The following is a 16,073-nucleotide window of genomic DNA, read 5'->3' as shown; positions in this document are numbered from 1 at the left end:
AACCCAGGCAAACACCGTCTGCCCCCACCCATCCACCCTCCTACCCTCCCACCCATCCACCCTCCCACCCATCCACCCCGCCATGGACCTCTTCTACCGCAACCGCCAGCTGCTGCTGCTCACCCTGGTACTGATCGTCGTCTGGGGTCTCTCGGCCTTTCTCACCCTGCCGCGCCTAGAAGACCCTGAGATTGTGCAGCGCTTTGCTCGCGTCACCACCTTTTTGCCGGGAGCTACCCCAGAGCGAGTCGAGACCCTGGTGACCGAAAAGATTGAGGATCGCCTGTTTGAGCTGGAGGAAGTTGAGTCGCTGCGATCGACCTCGGGCAGCGGCATTTCGGTGATTACGGTAGAACTGAAGGAGACCATCCCCGATGTAGACCCGGTGTGGGCTAAGGTGCGCAGCAAGGTAGACGATGCCGTGGCCGATCTGCCCGCCGCCGCCTCGGTGCCCGAGTACGCCGACAGCTCCACCAAGGCCAGCGCCCTGATTGTGGGCCTGACCTGGACGCGGGATGACGCGCCCAACTACGCGATTCTGGGGCGGCTGGCGGCAGCTCTAGAAGATCGCCTGCGAGCCATTCCTGGCACCGAGACGGTGGATGTGTTTGGCGAACCGGACGAAGAAATTCGGGTGGATATTGCCGCCACGGAGCTATCGCAACTGGGGCTGACGGCCCAGGGGCTGGCTCAGCAGATTGCCGCCAGCGATGCCAAAGTTTCGGCGGGGCAGTACCGCAGCGCCAGCAGCGAATTTTTGCTCGAAGTTGACAGCAGCCTCAGCTCCCTGGAGCAGATTCGCGCCATTCCCATTCGGGCTGGGGTCGAGGGGCAGGTGGCGCGACTGGGGGATGTGGCCACCGTCACCAGAGCGGTGCAGGATCCGCCGCCGGATCTGGCTTTGGTAAACGGCCACCCGGCGATCGCCCTGGCGGCCAAAGTGGAGTCGGGCCAGCGGGTCGACCAGTGGGCCGTGCAGGCGCAGCGGGTACTGGATGACTTTCGCCGCGAACTGCCGCAGGGGCTGGATTTGCAAGTTGTGCTCGACCAGAGCCAGTACGTGCAGCAGCGGCTCAACGGCGTGGTCAATAACCTGATCACAGGGTCGGTGCTGGTGATTGGCGTATCGCTGCTGATCTTGGGCTGGAAGTCGGCCCTGCTGGTGGGGCTGGCGCTGCCGCTGACCACGCTGATGGTGTTTGGCACCATGAAAGTGCTCGGCGTGCCCCTGCACCAGATGTCGGTGACGGGCATCATCATCGCCCTGGGGCTGCTGATCGACAACGCCATCATTGCCGTGGATGAGGTGCAGGGGCGGCTGGGCCAGGGCATGCCGCCCGCCGAGGCCGTGGCGCAGACGGTGCGGCACCTGCTGGTACCGCTGCTGGCCAGCACGCTGACCACGGTGCTGGCCTTTGTTCCCATCGCCACGTCGCCAGGGGGCGTGGGCGAGTTCATTGGCACCATCGGGCTCACGGTGATTTTGGCGCTGCTGAGTTCGCTGGCTCTGTCGCTGACGGTGATTTTGGCGCTGGCGGGCCGACTGCACCAGTGGAACCCGCTGCCCCAGCGCTGGACCTGGCTGGAGCAGGGGTTTTCCAATGTCGCTTTGGCCAACGGCTATCGGTGGACGCTGCGGGCAGTGTTTTGCCGCCCCTGGTTGGGGGTGGGTCTGTCGCTGATTTTGCCGGTGATGGGGTTTGCGGTGTTTGCCACCCTGCCCCAGCAGTTTTTTCCGCCCACCAACCGCAACCAGTTTCAAATTGAATTTGAGCTGCCCACCCAGACTGCGCTGAGCGCGACCCAGGCCCAAATTCGCCAGGCGCGGGAGCTGGCCCTGACCCATCCAGAAATTGACGATGTGCACTGGTTTTTAGGCCGCAGCGCGCCGCCCTTTTTCTACAACGTGCTCGACAATCGCCGCAATGCCCAAAACTACGCCCAGGGCATTGTGCAGCTGGCGGGCACGGAGCGGCTGCGAGAAACCATTCAAACCCTACAGCGCGAAATGGATGCGGCCTTTCCCCAGGCTCAGGTGCTGGTGAAGCAGCTAGAGCAGGGGCCACCTTTCGACGCGCCGATTGAGCTGCGGGTGTATGGGTCAGACTTAACAGGGCTACGGGATCTGGGCGATCGCCTCCGCGCCGAACTAGCCCAGGTGCCCAACGTGGTGCACACCCGCGCCACGCTGACCGAGGCGCTGCCCAAGCTGGCCCTAATGGTGGATGAAGCCCAGGCCCGCCGATTAGGGCTCGACAATCAGAGTATTGCGGGCCAGCTCAATGCCGCTCTCGATGGGAGAACGGGCGGCTCGGTGCTGGATGGCACCCGCGACATTCCGGTGCGGGTGCGGGTGCCGGAAGACCAGCAGGGCGATCTGGGGGCGATCGCCTCGCTCGATATGGTCACCACCGCAGGCAATCTGCCCCTGGATGCGATCGCCTCCCTCGACCTGGTGCCCGACATCGCTAGCATTAGCCGCCGCAACGGCCAGCGCATCAACACGGTGCAGGGCTTTATTACCGCTGGTTCGTTGCCCAGTACCGTACTGGCCGCCTTTCAGCAGCGGCTCACTGCCCAGGGGTTTGAGCTACCCCCCGGCTACCGCATCGAGTACGGTGGCGAGGCCGACGCCCGCGGCACCGCCGTTGGCAACCTGCTCTCCACCGTTGGCGTGCTGATGATTTTGATGACCGCCACCCTGGTGCTGTCGTTCAACTCGTTTGGCTTGGCGGCGCTAATTGGCACGGTTGCCATTCTCTCAGTGGGTCTTGCCGCCCTGGCGCTGAAGCTGTTTGGCTCGATCTTTGGCTTTACCGCCATCCTTGGCACCCTGGGGCTGATTGGCCTGGCGATCAATGACTCGATTGTGGTGCTGGCCGCCCTGCGTGAGCACCCCGAAGCCAAGCTAGGCCATCCCCAGGCGGTAGAAGCCGTGGTGTTTCACGCCACCCGCCACGTGATTGCCACCACCGTCACCACCATCATTGGCTTTGTGCCGCTGATGATTGACCCCACTGGGTTTTGGCCCCCGCTGGCGATCGCGATCGCAGGCGGCCTCGGCGGCGCAACCCTGCTGGCCCTCTACTACATTCCCTCGGCGTACCGCCTGCTGACCCGCTGGAGCCCGGCCCCCGTCACTAAAGCTCCCGCTGAGCTAGTGCCTACAGCAGCAGAAAGTATGTCTAACGGATAGTTGCCCCAGGGCTTTTGATTCGGATAGGTTGAGGCTGTTGGGTCGGTCTACTAGAGGTTATAGTTAGCCCTGGGCCAAGCTTATTCAGATTATCGATACAATTGCTTCGACCGCTACAGTAACTCGATTCGTGGAACCCCCCTTTCCAGAAAAACTGAATTCTGATGCAGAACTACGGGCGAGTTCGGGCTTGCGGCGAGTAGTTGCCCGCATCTATACAACCCTTGAGCGCGACGACTTGGTCGGACAGGTGACGAGCGATCTGCAGCAAAAGCTGGGGGTTGACAGAGTGCTCCTGTATTACTTCTACAGTCAGTGGAAAGGGCGGGTCACCTTCGAAGTTTTGAGCGATCCGCAGTTTTCTATCTTTGGCGCTACCGGGCCAGATGAATGCTTCAACGACGAATATGCCGCGCTGTATTTGGCCGGGCGGGTGCGGGCGATCGCAGATATTGAGACCGAACCCATTGCCGAGTGTCACCGTGATTTTCTGCGCAGCATGGGGGTACGGGCCAATTTAGTAGTGCCCGTGCTCATTCCCCAGGGCCTGTGGGGGTTGCTCGTCGCGCATCACTGCCAGTCGGTTCGCCCCTGGTCTGAGGCCGATATCGCCGCTATGCAGCAGGGGGCAGAAACGCTGGCCATCGCTCCCTCGGTGCGGGGCGGTGTAGAGGCGTAGCCGTCTCCGGAACTGGGCAGGGTGGGCCACTGATAGGAAATCTAATCTGGTGAACCCCGAGTCATAATCAGGCACTCCGTAGGGGCGTAGCATGCTACGCCCCTACAAATCGAGGGTATTCATTCAGGATTTGGTTTGAGCCGTGCCGGGTTTGTGTAGATCTTGAGCAATTTGATCCCTGGCGGAACATAAATTGCCCCTTCGGCTTCTAGGTCTAGTTAAGGGGTTAGTTTTTTTACGCGGCTGGCTGCACGTCTGAATGGGAGCCAGTCGAAACGTAATTTGAGGGGCATCAGGGTGAATGGGCAGCGATCGCCTACAATCAATTTGCTAATTTGCCTGTTGATGTATCGGACTTGAGAGTGGCGGAGTTTATGTACAGCAGTTACCAATACAAGAGAAAATCACCGCGTCGCCGCTTGCGGTGGGCGCTGTTTCTTCTATTGCTAATTGGCATTCCTGTTGGCATTGAGTTTCTCACGCGGGTGTTGACCCACGCTACGGGCACCAGCGATCGCTTTACCGCCAGTCAAACCTCTGATGTCAGAGATGCTTACCACCTGCGGTTTATCAGCCGAACCGGCCAGCCCTACACGGGTCTGCCCGACGACGGCGAGTTAAACGCCGTTCGCGACCCCCTGCTGGGCTACCGGCTGGCGGGTAACCAACAGAGCAGCTTTTGGCAAATCAACGACAGCGGGTTTCGAGACGAAGAAGCCGTGCCCAGCACCAAGCCAGCAGGAGAGATCAGAATTTTTGTGCTCGGCGGCTCGACGGCCTTTGGCCAGCTCAGCTCCAACAACCAGACCACCTTTGCCAGCAAGCTAGAAACCCGCCTCAACGATCAAGTTGCCCAGCAGCGGGCCAACCCCAGTCAGTTTCAGCCCAGTGCGCTGCCCTTTCGGGCCGACCAGGTGCAAGAAGCCCTGGCGCTGCCGCCGCGTATTCGCGATGGGCAGTACCGAGTTGTGAATGCGGCGGTACCTGGCTACGCCTCGGGCAATGATCTGGCCATGCTGACCCAGCGGGTGGCCGCCTACAATCCAGACTTTGTGGTGGTGATGGGGGGCTACGCCGACTTGATGTTGCCCAGCGCTGACCGGGGCAGCGATGTGCCGGGCCTGGAGCAATATTTGACCGGCGAAAGGCAGTCGTTGGGGACGCAGCTAAGTGAGCAAACGCAGGCCTGGTTTGATCAGCTCTACGTGGTGCAGGGCGTTAAGCGCTACGCTCTGCAGCGGCAGCAGGCCGCGCCGCGCCAGGCCGCACCGCTCAACCTCTACTCACCCACGCTGGATGCCACTCTGAGCGATCGCCTCCCCGCCGACCAGGCCGAACTCGAACAGCGCATCGATCGCTACGGTCGCCACGTGCGGCAGATGGTGAGCTGGGCGGCGGCTAATCAAAAGCGCTTGATCATCGGCATCGAGCCCGAAATCTCGACTCGTCAGCAAGAGTCGATAACGCCAGAAGAAGCGGCGATTTTAGCCGAGCTAGACAATGCCTACCTGGAGCAAATGCGCACCGGGTTTGCAGGCTTAGCCACCGTTGCCAATCAGGCCAGTCAGCAATCGGCCAATGCTCAGGTCTTAAACTTCTACCCCATCTACGAAAACTTTGCGGGGCAAGCGTTTCAAAGCCCAGCGGGTCTAACCGATGAAGCCTATACGCTCATATCAGACCGGCTCTACGAGGCGATCGCCAGTCAGGTAGCCCTGCAGCCCCAGCCCTACGGGCTTTGATCATAACGAAGGCGGTTTGTCCGCTCCTAACGCAGAAGGCTGTGTCAGAGTCGGACCGAAGAGGCACACCTCCTCAACACCGCTTGCCAGCTGGACTTTTCGCTCCAGCTGCAGGCCGAGCTTCTGTAGAAGCTGCATCGAGACATGGTTGTCTGGGGAAACGATCGCCACAATCCGAGAGAGGCCGAGTCGCTGCCTTCCGTATTCCAGGGTTGCGGCGGCAGCCTCGTAGGCATAGCCACGGGAACGAAACTGTGGAAGAAACGCGAAACCCAAATCCACGTCTTCCAGAGAGTCTCGCTTGATCAATCCGCAAATGCCGATCGGGACCTGGCTCTCCCGCAGTTCTACCCGGTACAGCCCAAAACCGAGCTGGCCGTACATGGCGATCGGCCCCTGCAGAATGTGCTGGCGAGCAGCTTCGAGCGTTCGGATGCCGCGATCGCCAATAAACCGAAGCCACTCGGGATCGTTCACCAGCTCGTAGATAAACTCGGCGTCTTCTGTGGAGAGCCAGCGGAGCACCAGACGTTCGGTTTGGATTACTTCCAAGCTTGATACTCCTGAAGCACGGCAAACTTAACAGCTGTACTTAGCGAAATCCTGACTGCTCCCTGCTTAAAAACGACCCATTGCAACTGCATCAGTCCGCTCGACTTGATGAACAAAGTCAAGTATGAGCGATGTAAATTTTTGGGGATACCAAAGCCCCCATTCGTGCCAGCCTTCCTCTACGATCGCTAGTCTGGAATCTGGAATCAATGCCGCCATTTCCCGCGCGACACTCATTGGTTCGGTTAGATCTTTTTCTGACCATAGCAGCAGGCAAGGAGCTTCGATTTTTGGCAACAGATGTTTCAAATCTACCTGTAGCGAAAGCAGCAGCGCTTGAATGACATTTCCTGTATTGAACAAAAGGTTGTAGGTGAAGACTTGAGGAATATCAACCAGTTTTAATCTTAGCCTTGGCAGAAGCAACTGGGCTGTCATTTCAATTGCTCTTCTTGGTACTATCTCCGGGATAGATACCGTCGGAATGCCCGTACTATCTACTAGAACCACGCTTTTTACTCTATCTGGAGCAAGCGCAGATAGAGTAATGGCAATTCCTCCTCCCAGCGAGTGCCCTACTAGGTGTACTTGTTGAAGATTCAAAGCGTCTAGAAACGAAAGCAAAAATTTGGCGTAGCCGTCGTAGTCTGCAATCAGGTTGGGGTAGGGCGATCGCGCAAAACTGGGCAAATCAGGAGCAATTACGAAATGGTGCTGCGCCAGCAGGTTCAAAACTTCGTGATAAGGCACGGCAGAGATTCCCCAGCCGTGTAGAAACAGAATGGGAACTGAATCTGACTTCAGCCCACCCTGCGTATAAAAAATACTGCAATTCTCTAGCTCAACAGAATGTTCATCCAGTTGAAATCGCGATGCCGAAGCCTGGTTGAAAAACATGCGCTTGCCATTCTCACCATCCCTGTGACTGTAACAAGCCTTAATACTTCACGGGACTCTCTAAAGAGAGATAAGCGCTACGGCTAACCGTAATTTTCTTAGTTCTTGCTATCCAACGACCAAGTTGTGCGGCAGCAAGAGAATTGTCAACGCAGCGAAGAGACTAAATATGCTGCTCCAACGGCTTGTTATTTTGCTGGCACATCACGTGGCTTGATTAACTGTCCCATTGCAACTGTGTCCACATAGTTACCCTCGCCAAACTTCATATCGCGTGAGTATTTTCCCTCAATGACGAAACCGTGCTTTTCATAAAACTTGATTGCTCTTGTATTGGTTGAGAACACAAATAATCCAAGCTTCTCCAAAACGGAATGTTGCTCTGCCCACTTTAGTAGAGAAAACATTAATAGATCTGAAATCCCGCATCCTCTCCAGCTAGCTCTCACCCACATTGAATCAATATCGGCAAAATGCCGTGTTCGTCGGTATGCCCCTGATTCGGCGCGAATCATCCCGGCAATCTCATCATCAACTTCTGCAACTAGACAAAGATTTCCTGGACAGGCTTGGTCTTCAGCGATCGCAGCTTGTTCGTCTTCAACCGTCGTCGTTAACTCGGTTAATTCCGCCAATGTATAGACCTTCTCTTCGACAATCGAGCGAAACAGGCTCAGTGTGGCAGCTGCATCTTTTGGCGCAGCACTCCGAATAGTTACGTCCGCCCCACTCGCCAAAAACTGTGTTGAGGGTTTTAAAATCGCCATTTAACTGATTGATAACTTTAAAGCGAATTCGTTATGCAAGTAGATTGATGTTGAGGGCTAATAGGAATGCCCTGCCAAGGAACGAAGCAGGATAACAATGTATTGGATCGTTGCCATCTGCGTAGCTTCTTCTATTGAGCGATTATGCGTGCCTCGTCGTACGTTTTGTCGGCTCGGCCACTGTGCCCCATCGCTAGCGCTACGGTTTAGCGATGGGGCACAGTGAGTTAGGTGGCAGGCCCCGAGTGCTGCTCTGGGTTGGGTTGGTGTCGTGGTTGGTGTGCCAGTGCCATTACCGCCTGAACAAGCTGTTCTGGCTGAAGGGGCTTGGTTACGTGCCGTTGATACCCACTGCTGATGGAGCGCTGGTGGTCGTCTTCTCTGGCATAGGCTGTTAGGGCGATCGCCGGAATCTGTCCTCCTTTTGTGGCGGGTAAAGCCCGCAGCTTTTGGAGCAGGGTGTAGCCATCGATTCCAGGCATGCCAATATCGCTGACCAACACATCGGGCTGAAACGACTCGATATTTGCCAGCACTGCCGCCGCCGAGGTAACGGTCAGCACGTCTGCGCCGTAGTAGGTGAGTAAAACCGTCAATAGCTCGCGCGCATCGGGGTCATCATCAACGGCCAGAACTCGAATTCCGGAGAGATTGAGATCCTGTGGGAGTAGCTTAGCGGTCGGCTGGGTTTTGGGTTCAACACTTAGCAAGGGCAATCGAACCGTAAAGGTGGCTCCCAGGCCTTCCCCCGCGCTGTCAGCCACGATGCTGCCGCCGTGAGCCTCAACCAGCTGACGAACGATCGCCAGGCCCAACCCTAGGCCGCCATAATTGCGAGTAATGGAGGCGTCTTCCTGCCGGAAGGATTCAAAAATGTGGGGAAGAAAGTCTGGACAAATGCCCCTACCGGTGTCAGTTACGGTGATTTGGGCGTAGGGAAACTGGGCATGGGCCCCTGAGGCTGAAGAGTTCTCTTGGTCTGGGGCTTCGTTGTGAAGGGTGATGTGCTTTAGCCGAATGTCTACTTGTCCGCCTCTGGCCGTGAATTTAATGGCGTTAGACAACAAGTTCCAAACAATTTGCTGCAGACGGGCGGCATCTCCAGACAGCTGACCCACGTTAGGTAGTTGAGCATGAAGCGAGATGCCCTTGGCTACAGCCGTTGTTTTGACGGTATCGATCGCCGCATCGACTACGGCAGATAGATTGACCGAGGTCATTGTCAGGCTGAGTTTGCCCCGCAAAATTTTGGCAACGTCGAGCAAGTCATCGATTAGCTGCGTCTGTAGTTTGGCATTTCGCTCAATAATGGCCAGGGCTTCGGCGGTTTTTGCGGCATCAAACTGACGCGTTTGTAGCAGGTTCGTCCAGCCCAGAATGGGGTTCAGAGGCGACCTGAGTTCGTGGGAGAGCACCGCCAAGAACTCATCTTTGATTTGATTGGCGCGTTCGGCGGCGGCTCGGGCGGCTTGCTCGCGCCGCAGCAATTGTTCTCGCTCGGCTTCAGCCCGCTTTTTGTCGGTAATGTTGAGAATAGTGCCGACGAAGCGGGTGACAACTCCGGCTGAGTTGAAGAATGCTTTGCCCCTCGCTGCGACCCAGCGTTCGATGTTGTCCTCTAGGCCGACGGTGCGGTACTCAATGTTGTAATCCCCGTTGCTTTCGGGGTTGAATGACTGCAGCACAACTTGATGAACGCGATCGCGGTCCTCCGGGTGCAGTCCGGCCAAAAAAACCTCCCAGCTAATCTCAGCCCTGGGCGATAGCCCAAACATGGCCTTGCACTGGTCGTCCCACTTTAGGGTTTGGCTGCTGGGGTTAAAGTCCCACGTGCCAAGTTCGGCTGAGGTCATAGTCAGGCGCAGGCGGTTCTCACTTTCGTGCAGGGCGGCTTCTACACGTTTGCGATCGCTAATGTCGATCACAGAGCCGATGTATCCTTTAAACTCCCCATCCTTGTCAAACCAGGGGTTGGCCGCATCGATCGTCCAGCGGTATTCACCATCCTGACGGCGCAGCCGATACTCTAAGCGAAAGGGTTCGCGGCGGGCGTGGGCGCTTAAAAAAATAGCTTTAGACGATTCGCTGTCGGCGGGGTGCACCGCGTCGAGCCAGCCAAACCCAAGCGCCGTTTCCTCGATCTGCCCGGTGAACTCATACCAGCCCCGATTGAGATAGGTGCAGTGGCCGCTGGAGTTGGTTACCCAGATCATGACCGGGGCGTTGTCGGCCATATCGCGGAAGCGCTCTTCACTCTGGCGCAGGGCCGCTTCTGCCTGAATTCGCTCGGTAATGTCTTCGCAAACCGTGCTGATACCAATCACTCGCTGGCCAGCTTTCAAAGGGAAAAAGTGCTCTAGCCAGGTGCGTTTTACACCCGGTTGCGCGGGCGTTTCTCCCTGAATTTCGACGTTTAGCAGCGGTTCGCCCGTCTCTAGAATGGGGTACAGCAGTTCCTCAACGGTGCGCCCTAGCTCAGGAAACAGCTCTCGCACGCTGTGCCCAATGTGAGCGTCAATGGGCAGGCCGTTGATGTCGGCTAGCCGCTGGTTGATGCGCACAAAGCGAAGCTCGGTGTCGAGCACGTTTAGCCCAACGGGGGCCGATTTATAAATAGCTTCAATTTCCGCCAGCTGCCGCTGTACCAGGGCCTCACTGCACTTGATGTCGTCAATATTGGTAATGGTGCCAATCCAGCCGGTAATGTGCCCCTGGGGGTCTCGCGTGGGCACGGCTCGGCAGATAAACCACTGATACTGGCCGTCCCGGCGGCGAAAGCGGCATTCTGTTTCAAAAGATTCTCCCTGGGCGATCGCCTCGCGCCACTGCCCCAGGGCGCGATCGCGGTCATCGGGGTGAACGGCATTTGCTCTCGCCGTGCCGATCGACTCCGCTTCGCTCAGCCCGGTGTACTCGTACCAGCGCTGATTGCGGTAGTTGACCACTCCGGCGGCGTCGGCTGTCCAGATCATTTGGGGCATTGCTTCGGCCAGCTCTCGGTACCGCTGCTGGCTGGCTTTGAGTTCGGCCGCGTCTTGGTTGCGGTGGGTGATGTCTAGAAAAGCGCCGATCACACCCCTGACCTGGTTTTGATCGTCCCGCAGGGGCGTGGCATAGCACAGCAGCTGGTGCAGGGTGCCGTTGGGCAGCAAAATGTCAAATTCTACGTCGCGCACCTCTACCCCGGTTCTGCCAGCAATCTGCATTGGCAAGTTCTCAGGGGCTATTTCTTGGCCCGCCTGAAAGGTGCGATAGGGCGGTTGATGGGGGTCGGGCGCACTCTTTGAAACATTGTTCTCGGGCTCTACCCCAAGCAGCTGCCGCAGGTAGGCATTGCTCTGCATTTGAGTACAGGCGGCATCGGTGGCGATCGCAATGCCGACCGGGCTCACTTCCAGCAGGGTTTGCAGCTCGGTAACTCGGTTGGTCAATTCCTGATTGAGCTGCTGAATGGCGGCAGCCGCCTGTTTTTGCTGGCTTAAATCGATCGCAAACGCGACCTGTTCACCCGTGCCATCGAGCCCCTGGGTGCTGCTAATCCAGGCCGGCAGCCGCGTTCCATCGTGACGGAGCAGCTCCTTTTCTACCGGGGGTGTAAAGCCCTGGGGCTGTGTTTGCGCCCCCTGGTCGCTCGGTTCAGCCTGCTGGAGCGGAATCAAGCTCCGCAGGGTCATGCCCTGGTGCTCAAATTCTTCCCGCGTTAGCCCGTGCAGGTGCAGCATGGCGTTGTTGACCACGCTCACCTTTCCGTCGGCGCTGCCCACGCCAATGCCAATGGGAGCGGTATCAATTAGCCGCTGTGAGCGCTGCTGCTGCTGTTGCAAATCGGCGATCGTTTGGCTCAGCTCTAGCTCCAACTGCTTGCGATCGGTGACATCCCGCCAGGAGGCCACAAAGCCATCGTTCAGTTTGGTTGCCCGAATATCAAACGCCCGCGCCAACCGCTGCCCACCAGTGTAGGTGTCTTCGTAGAGCAGCGCCTCTTTGATCAGCGGCGTTTCAGTATCGACTAGCCGACAGTAGTCGTCAAACAGCCCCGATTCGCGATGGGCGGGCAAGAGTTCACACAGCCCTCGCCCCAGCTGCATGTCTTTGGACATTCGGTTGTTTTCGCACGCGGCCCGGTTGAGATAGTCAATTCGAAAGTCTACGATTTGCCCCGCCTCATTGCGGATGGCCGAGAAGATACCAAAGCAGTCGAGCATGGTCTCAACGGAGGCCTGAAACTGCTCCTGGCTGCGCTGCAGTTTTCGTCGCAGCTCGGCATTTTCGATCGCACTGCGCATAGCCAAGCGCAAATCATCGGGAGTAGTCTGATCTCTAATCAGGTAATCTGCTGCGCCACTCTTGAACACCTGAACGGCAATTTTTGTGTCGCCGCTGTCGACTACAACAATGGGCGGACAGCGATCGCCCATTTGCTCTTTAAGCTGACGCAGCAGCCGCATTCGGTTGGACTGAGGAGAGCAAAACTCTAGAAGAATGCCGTCAATCTGCTGAGAAAGCTGAGGAAGCGTAGACTGCTCCGATAAAATCTTGTAGGCCACATTCCCATCCTGCTGCAGCTGCCTTCCGTAGTCGTTGCTGCTCCTCTCTGAGTCAGCAATTACCAAGACAGTGCGGTGAATTGACATACGTAGAAATCCAGTTTTCAGGAATAGCGGCAAGTCGGCAAAGTGCGGTATTTGAAGATTTATAATGGCGATTAGTCAGTCTTATTAATTAGGATTGTATCAGCTCCGTTAGACTGAGTGGACAGGTTAAGCCGTATCATGCTCTTTGGAGCGGCCTAGAAGCTCAGTATCCCAATATTTTGGCAGCCATATTGCGCAACGTTAAGACTCTAAAGAATATGATTTACCTTTGTATAGAATTTTGAACCAGTACAAATACTCAAAGAGCTAAAGTGTCTTCGTAATCCGTAGCGTAAAGAAAGGGTAGAGAAAATTAGTATAGCTATCCCTTTGGGCAGTTTGCACAGGTTCGCTGGCTGCGGGTAGGTCAAGTTTGGCAGCAGGCGGCAGAGTGCGCCTTTGAGCGATCGAGCTTTAGCGCTCTGACTTGACAGCTTAACAGTGACTGTCCCTCGAACAGAGTTGGCGCAGCCGCCCCAGCGGGGTTAGGGATCGGTCTGTAGACGGTTTGGCGTTCTCTAGAGGGAGAACGCCAAACCGTTGGCGGTGCCCGCCGAAAGGCTCACAACTTCGCTTCACTAGCCAAGTACTAGGGACGGCTGCGTTTAACGTTCGTGCAGCGTTGCGAAGCAATCACGGCTTCATGGCCTACCTATCTCACCTCTTCTCAAGTTAAGGATGAGCCAGAGATAACTTAACCCGCGACGGCAGTTCTAACGTGGCCCAGGGTTTTTCCAAAATCAGCAGGAAAACCCGAAAGCTTGGGCAAATTACGCAGCTGACCTTCTACGCGATCGCTTCTTAAAAGTCTGTGAATAAAACCTTTTGTCCAAGTGTCACACGCCCAATGGGTACTACCTGACGGGAGGGGTTAAGAGGAGACCACTTCAGCCGAATTACGTGTAACTCGATTTGCTCTCCTTCGAGTTGCTGGGTGAATTGGTTGAAGTCGATTCCACGTTCTAGCCCACGGTTGATGTAGTAGATACGGTTATCACCTTCGAGAGAGATAACGACATCGTTGATGCCGCCATTCATGATCTTGGTTACTCGACCAGAAATTACATCAGTATTGTTAACTGTGGGCCGTGGAACAATGCTAACCACAAGGACGTAAGCTACGAGCGCAAGTGATGCAAATGCAGTTATTAAGGCTAATGTACGAGGCCGAAGAGTCGTTTGCATAAACAGTATTTCTCTCCAAGTCTATAGGCTACCGATACTGTAGACGAGCCGTGAGAGGCATTGTTGCTCCACAGATAAGCTCATAACCAAATTTTCATCATTAAACTCATCCCTTGCTCTGAGGCGGTCTAACCAATACCGCTGCTTGTAGCGATCGCCTCTTGTTTAAGAGGACGTTTGAAAAGTTGACTGGGCAGTAAAAAAGCTCACACGGTCTAGGCTGAGATTACGAACACTACAGCCCTGTGAGAGCGATGAGTAAAGCCTACACCAGCAATTTGACCCATGACCAGTTTGAGTTGATTGAGCCTTTGCTGCCAGCAGCGAAGCCGGGAGGGCGCCCCCGAACGGTCTGTCTATGGGCCGTGCTCAACGCAATCTTCTATCTGGTAGCTCAAGGGTGTAGTTGGCGGGATTTGCCCGGCGACTTTCCGGCCTGGCAAACGGTGTACACCTACTACCGTAACTGGGTCAAAGACGGCACCTGGGACACTCTCCATGAGCGGTTGCGAGGGTGGACTCGCGCGGCTCATGACCGTCCCGAGAGCCCATCGGAAGTCATTTTGGACAGTCAAAGCGTGGCCACCGCACCGATGGTGCATCGCTCGGTGGGCTATGACGTAGCAAAAGCGACTAAAGGACGAAAGCGGCATCTCGTGGTCGATACTCTGGKCTTGATGATGGCCGTTGTGGTCACCGCCGCCAGTGTTCCTGAACGGGYGGGTGGTCAACAGGTACTGCACAAGCTCCATCAGCTGGGTAAAACCGTGGCGCGGGTCTATCTAGTCTGGGTTGACGGCGGCTACAGCGGCCCCAACTTTCTGCAATGGGCGATGGATACCTTGGGTTTGATCGTTCACGTTGTATTGCGACCTCAGGAATCAAAGGGCTTCGTTCTGCTCAAAAAACGCTGGGTGGTCGAGCGCACCTTTGGCTGGTGGCGTTGGTCGCGTCGCTTGGTTCAGGATTATGAGCAGTTGCCTGAAAACGCTGAGGCCATGCTCCAAATTGCCATGATTCGCATCATGCTTAGGCGCTTGGCCTAATTGGCTACACCCCTACCCCTTTTCAAACGTCCTCTAAAGCTTCTCAACGATGCCGTCTCCAAACGCCTAGTAGCCTAAACAGTATCTACAGGAAATTTACAATCGCTCTGAAAGAGAAAACCCAACTCATCTGTAGTTCGCTAAAGCGCGTGGCTAGGCACCAGGGCTAGATGCTGGCAGTGGACAAACTTCCATCGCCTGAATTAAGCCGTGCTCAAGGGTGAAGCGGTGGCCAACGTGCTCATCGGCCAGCACAGTACCGGCCAAGTCGCGCACAACCTGATGCACCTCGACCAAGACCCGCCCATCATCTTCTCGGTGAAAGGCCACTGGCTCAACATGGGGATTGATCTCGCTCCACTGCTCCGTCCAGTAAGCCCGGACTGCTTCGGGGCCACGGACAAAGCCGCCTTTGAATGCTTTCGGCCAAGCTACATTGGCGGTCATGAGGGCAAGGGCGGCATCAATGTCGTGCGCGTTAAAGGCTGCGTACGCTGCGCGTAGTGGCTCGATCTCTGGTGCCGATTGATCGAACATAGGAGGTGAATGCATGAGGTTGGACAAAGCCTAACATTGATTGCAGTGTGTACAGCGATCGCATTCAACCGCGCAGTAGGCCAACCATTGCTGTTCAGCGGCAGCTGATCAACCTAATGCAACACCAAGTGAACCTGCTAGTTCGCTGCAACAGCGTTGTTGTGCTGCGATTACTCATTGAACCGCTTTTCGTACAAAATCTCATACGGTTGATATCCAGCTTTCCGATAGAACTTGGCTGCGGGTTCATTGCTGCATAACAAACCAACTCTAACAACTTTCAAATTCAAATTCAGAAAATGTCGTTCAGCCGCCTGCATCAAAGCAGCAGCAACTCCGCGCTTTCGCATTGTCGAAACAACATACAAGTCGGAAATGTAACCATATTCTCGCTCTGATTCGACAACATGCAGATCCCCCTCATCGTATTTCTCAACGAAACAAACAACAAAACCAAGAATGCCTTCTTTGGACTCTGCAACATATATTTGACCATTCTGTTCTCTAACAAGTTCTTCAAGATACGCAAAGTGGGCATCACCAATCTCAGCACCCAGTGATCTGTTAAGATGCAACTCATGCTCAGCATCTTGAAGCAATTCCATTAATGTGACAAGAACTGGTCGGTCTTCAGGCCTAGCAGTACGAATCGTAAAGTTAGCTTGCATCAGAAACCAGGATATCACGTCACTAAAACTAGAACCAACCTAACATTAGAGGCTCACAAATAGCTTTTAAGGGCTGTCTCTACCGATCATTGAGCAGCCCAGCGTTCGCAATCACCGAATGCTGATAACCTTTGCTACTAGCCAACCATACTAAATCGTTCCGGTGCATG

At 55.9% G+C, this 16,073-nt stretch carries 10 protein-coding genes; 4 read left to right on the top strand and 6 right to left on the bottom strand.

Going from position 1 to position 16,073, the window contains the following annotated elements:
• The first annotated feature begins 82 nt into the window (after nt 1–82).
• The 3 genes from IQ265_RS03850 (at nt 83) to IQ265_RS03840 (ending at nt 5,617) form a co-directional block, all read left to right on the top strand.
• Complete coding sequence (locus tag IQ265_RS03850) at nt 83–3,196, top strand: efflux RND transporter permease subunit (protein ID WP_194050866.1); 3,114 nt, start codon at nt 83–85, stop codon at nt 3,194–3,196.
• A 190-nt stretch (nt 3,197–3,386) separates the two neighbouring features.
• Nucleotides 3,387–3,875 carry a GAF domain-containing protein gene (locus tag IQ265_RS03845; RefSeq protein ID WP_228037546.1) on the top strand — a complete coding sequence of 163 codons (489 nt, stop codon included), beginning with the start codon at nt 3,387–3,389 and terminating at the stop codon, nt 3,873–3,875.
• Nucleotides 3,876–4,237: 362 nt separating this feature from the next.
• The gene (locus IQ265_RS03840; protein ID WP_194050864.1) at nt 4,238–5,617 is read left to right on the top strand and encodes an SGNH/GDSL hydrolase family protein; all 1,380 of its coding nucleotides are present in this window, start codon (nt 4,238–4,240) and stop codon (nt 5,615–5,617) included.
• Here IQ265_RS03840 and IQ265_RS03835 read toward each other — a convergent pair whose 3' ends face one another.
• From IQ265_RS03835 to IQ265_RS03820, 4 genes are all read right to left on the bottom strand, one after another.
• Nucleotides 5,618–6,169, bottom strand: coding sequence for a GNAT family N-acetyltransferase (locus IQ265_RS03835; RefSeq protein WP_194050863.1), 552 nt, complete (start codon nt 6,167–6,169; stop codon nt 5,618–5,620).
• 66 nt (nt 6,170–6,235) lie between these two features.
• On the bottom strand, nt 6,236–7,066 hold the full coding sequence (locus tag IQ265_RS03830; RefSeq protein ID WP_194050862.1) for an alpha/beta hydrolase: 831 nt from the start codon (nt 7,064–7,066) through the stop codon (nt 6,236–6,238).
• 188 nt (nt 7,067–7,254) lie between these two features.
• The gene (locus IQ265_RS03825; protein WP_194050861.1) at nt 7,255–7,833 is read right to left on the bottom strand and encodes a GNAT family N-acetyltransferase; all 579 of its coding nucleotides are present in this window, start codon (nt 7,831–7,833) and stop codon (nt 7,255–7,257) included.
• A gap of 227 nt (nt 7,834–8,060) precedes the next feature.
• Nucleotides 8,061–12,467 (bottom strand): PAS domain S-box protein, encoded by a 4,407-nt coding sequence (locus IQ265_RS03820; RefSeq protein ID WP_194050860.1) that lies wholly within the window; start codon nt 12,465–12,467, stop codon nt 8,061–8,063.
• A 1,439-nt stretch (nt 12,468–13,906) separates the two neighbouring features.
• Here IQ265_RS03820 and IQ265_RS03815 point away from each other — a divergent pair.
• The gene (locus IQ265_RS03815; protein ID WP_194050859.1) at nt 13,907–14,698 is read left to right on the top strand and encodes an IS5 family transposase; all 792 of its coding nucleotides are present in this window, start codon (nt 13,907–13,909) and stop codon (nt 14,696–14,698) included.
• A 153-nt stretch (nt 14,699–14,851) separates the two neighbouring features.
• On the opposite strand, the gene IQ265_RS03810 is transcribed toward IQ265_RS03815, so the two are convergent.
• Together IQ265_RS03810 and IQ265_RS03805 are read right to left on the bottom strand one after the other, a co-directional pair.
• A complete protein-coding gene (locus IQ265_RS03810; RefSeq protein WP_194051130.1) occupies nt 14,852–15,235 on the bottom strand; it encodes a nuclear transport factor 2 family protein in 384 nt (127 codons plus the stop codon).
• 170 nt (nt 15,236–15,405) lie between these two features.
• A complete protein-coding gene (locus tag IQ265_RS03805) occupies nt 15,406–15,903 on the bottom strand; it encodes a GNAT family N-acetyltransferase (RefSeq protein ID WP_194050858.1) in 498 nt (165 codons plus the stop codon).
• Nucleotides 15,904–16,073: the final 170 nt, after the last annotated feature.

It is taken from the genome of Nodosilinea sp. LEGE 06152, assembly GCF_015207525.1.
Lineage (GTDB): Bacteria > Cyanobacteriota > Cyanobacteriia > Phormidesmidales > Phormidesmidaceae > Nodosilinea.
The sequence above is the reverse complement of the archived record's forward strand: the minus strand, read 5'-3'. Positions and strand labels throughout refer to the sequence as shown.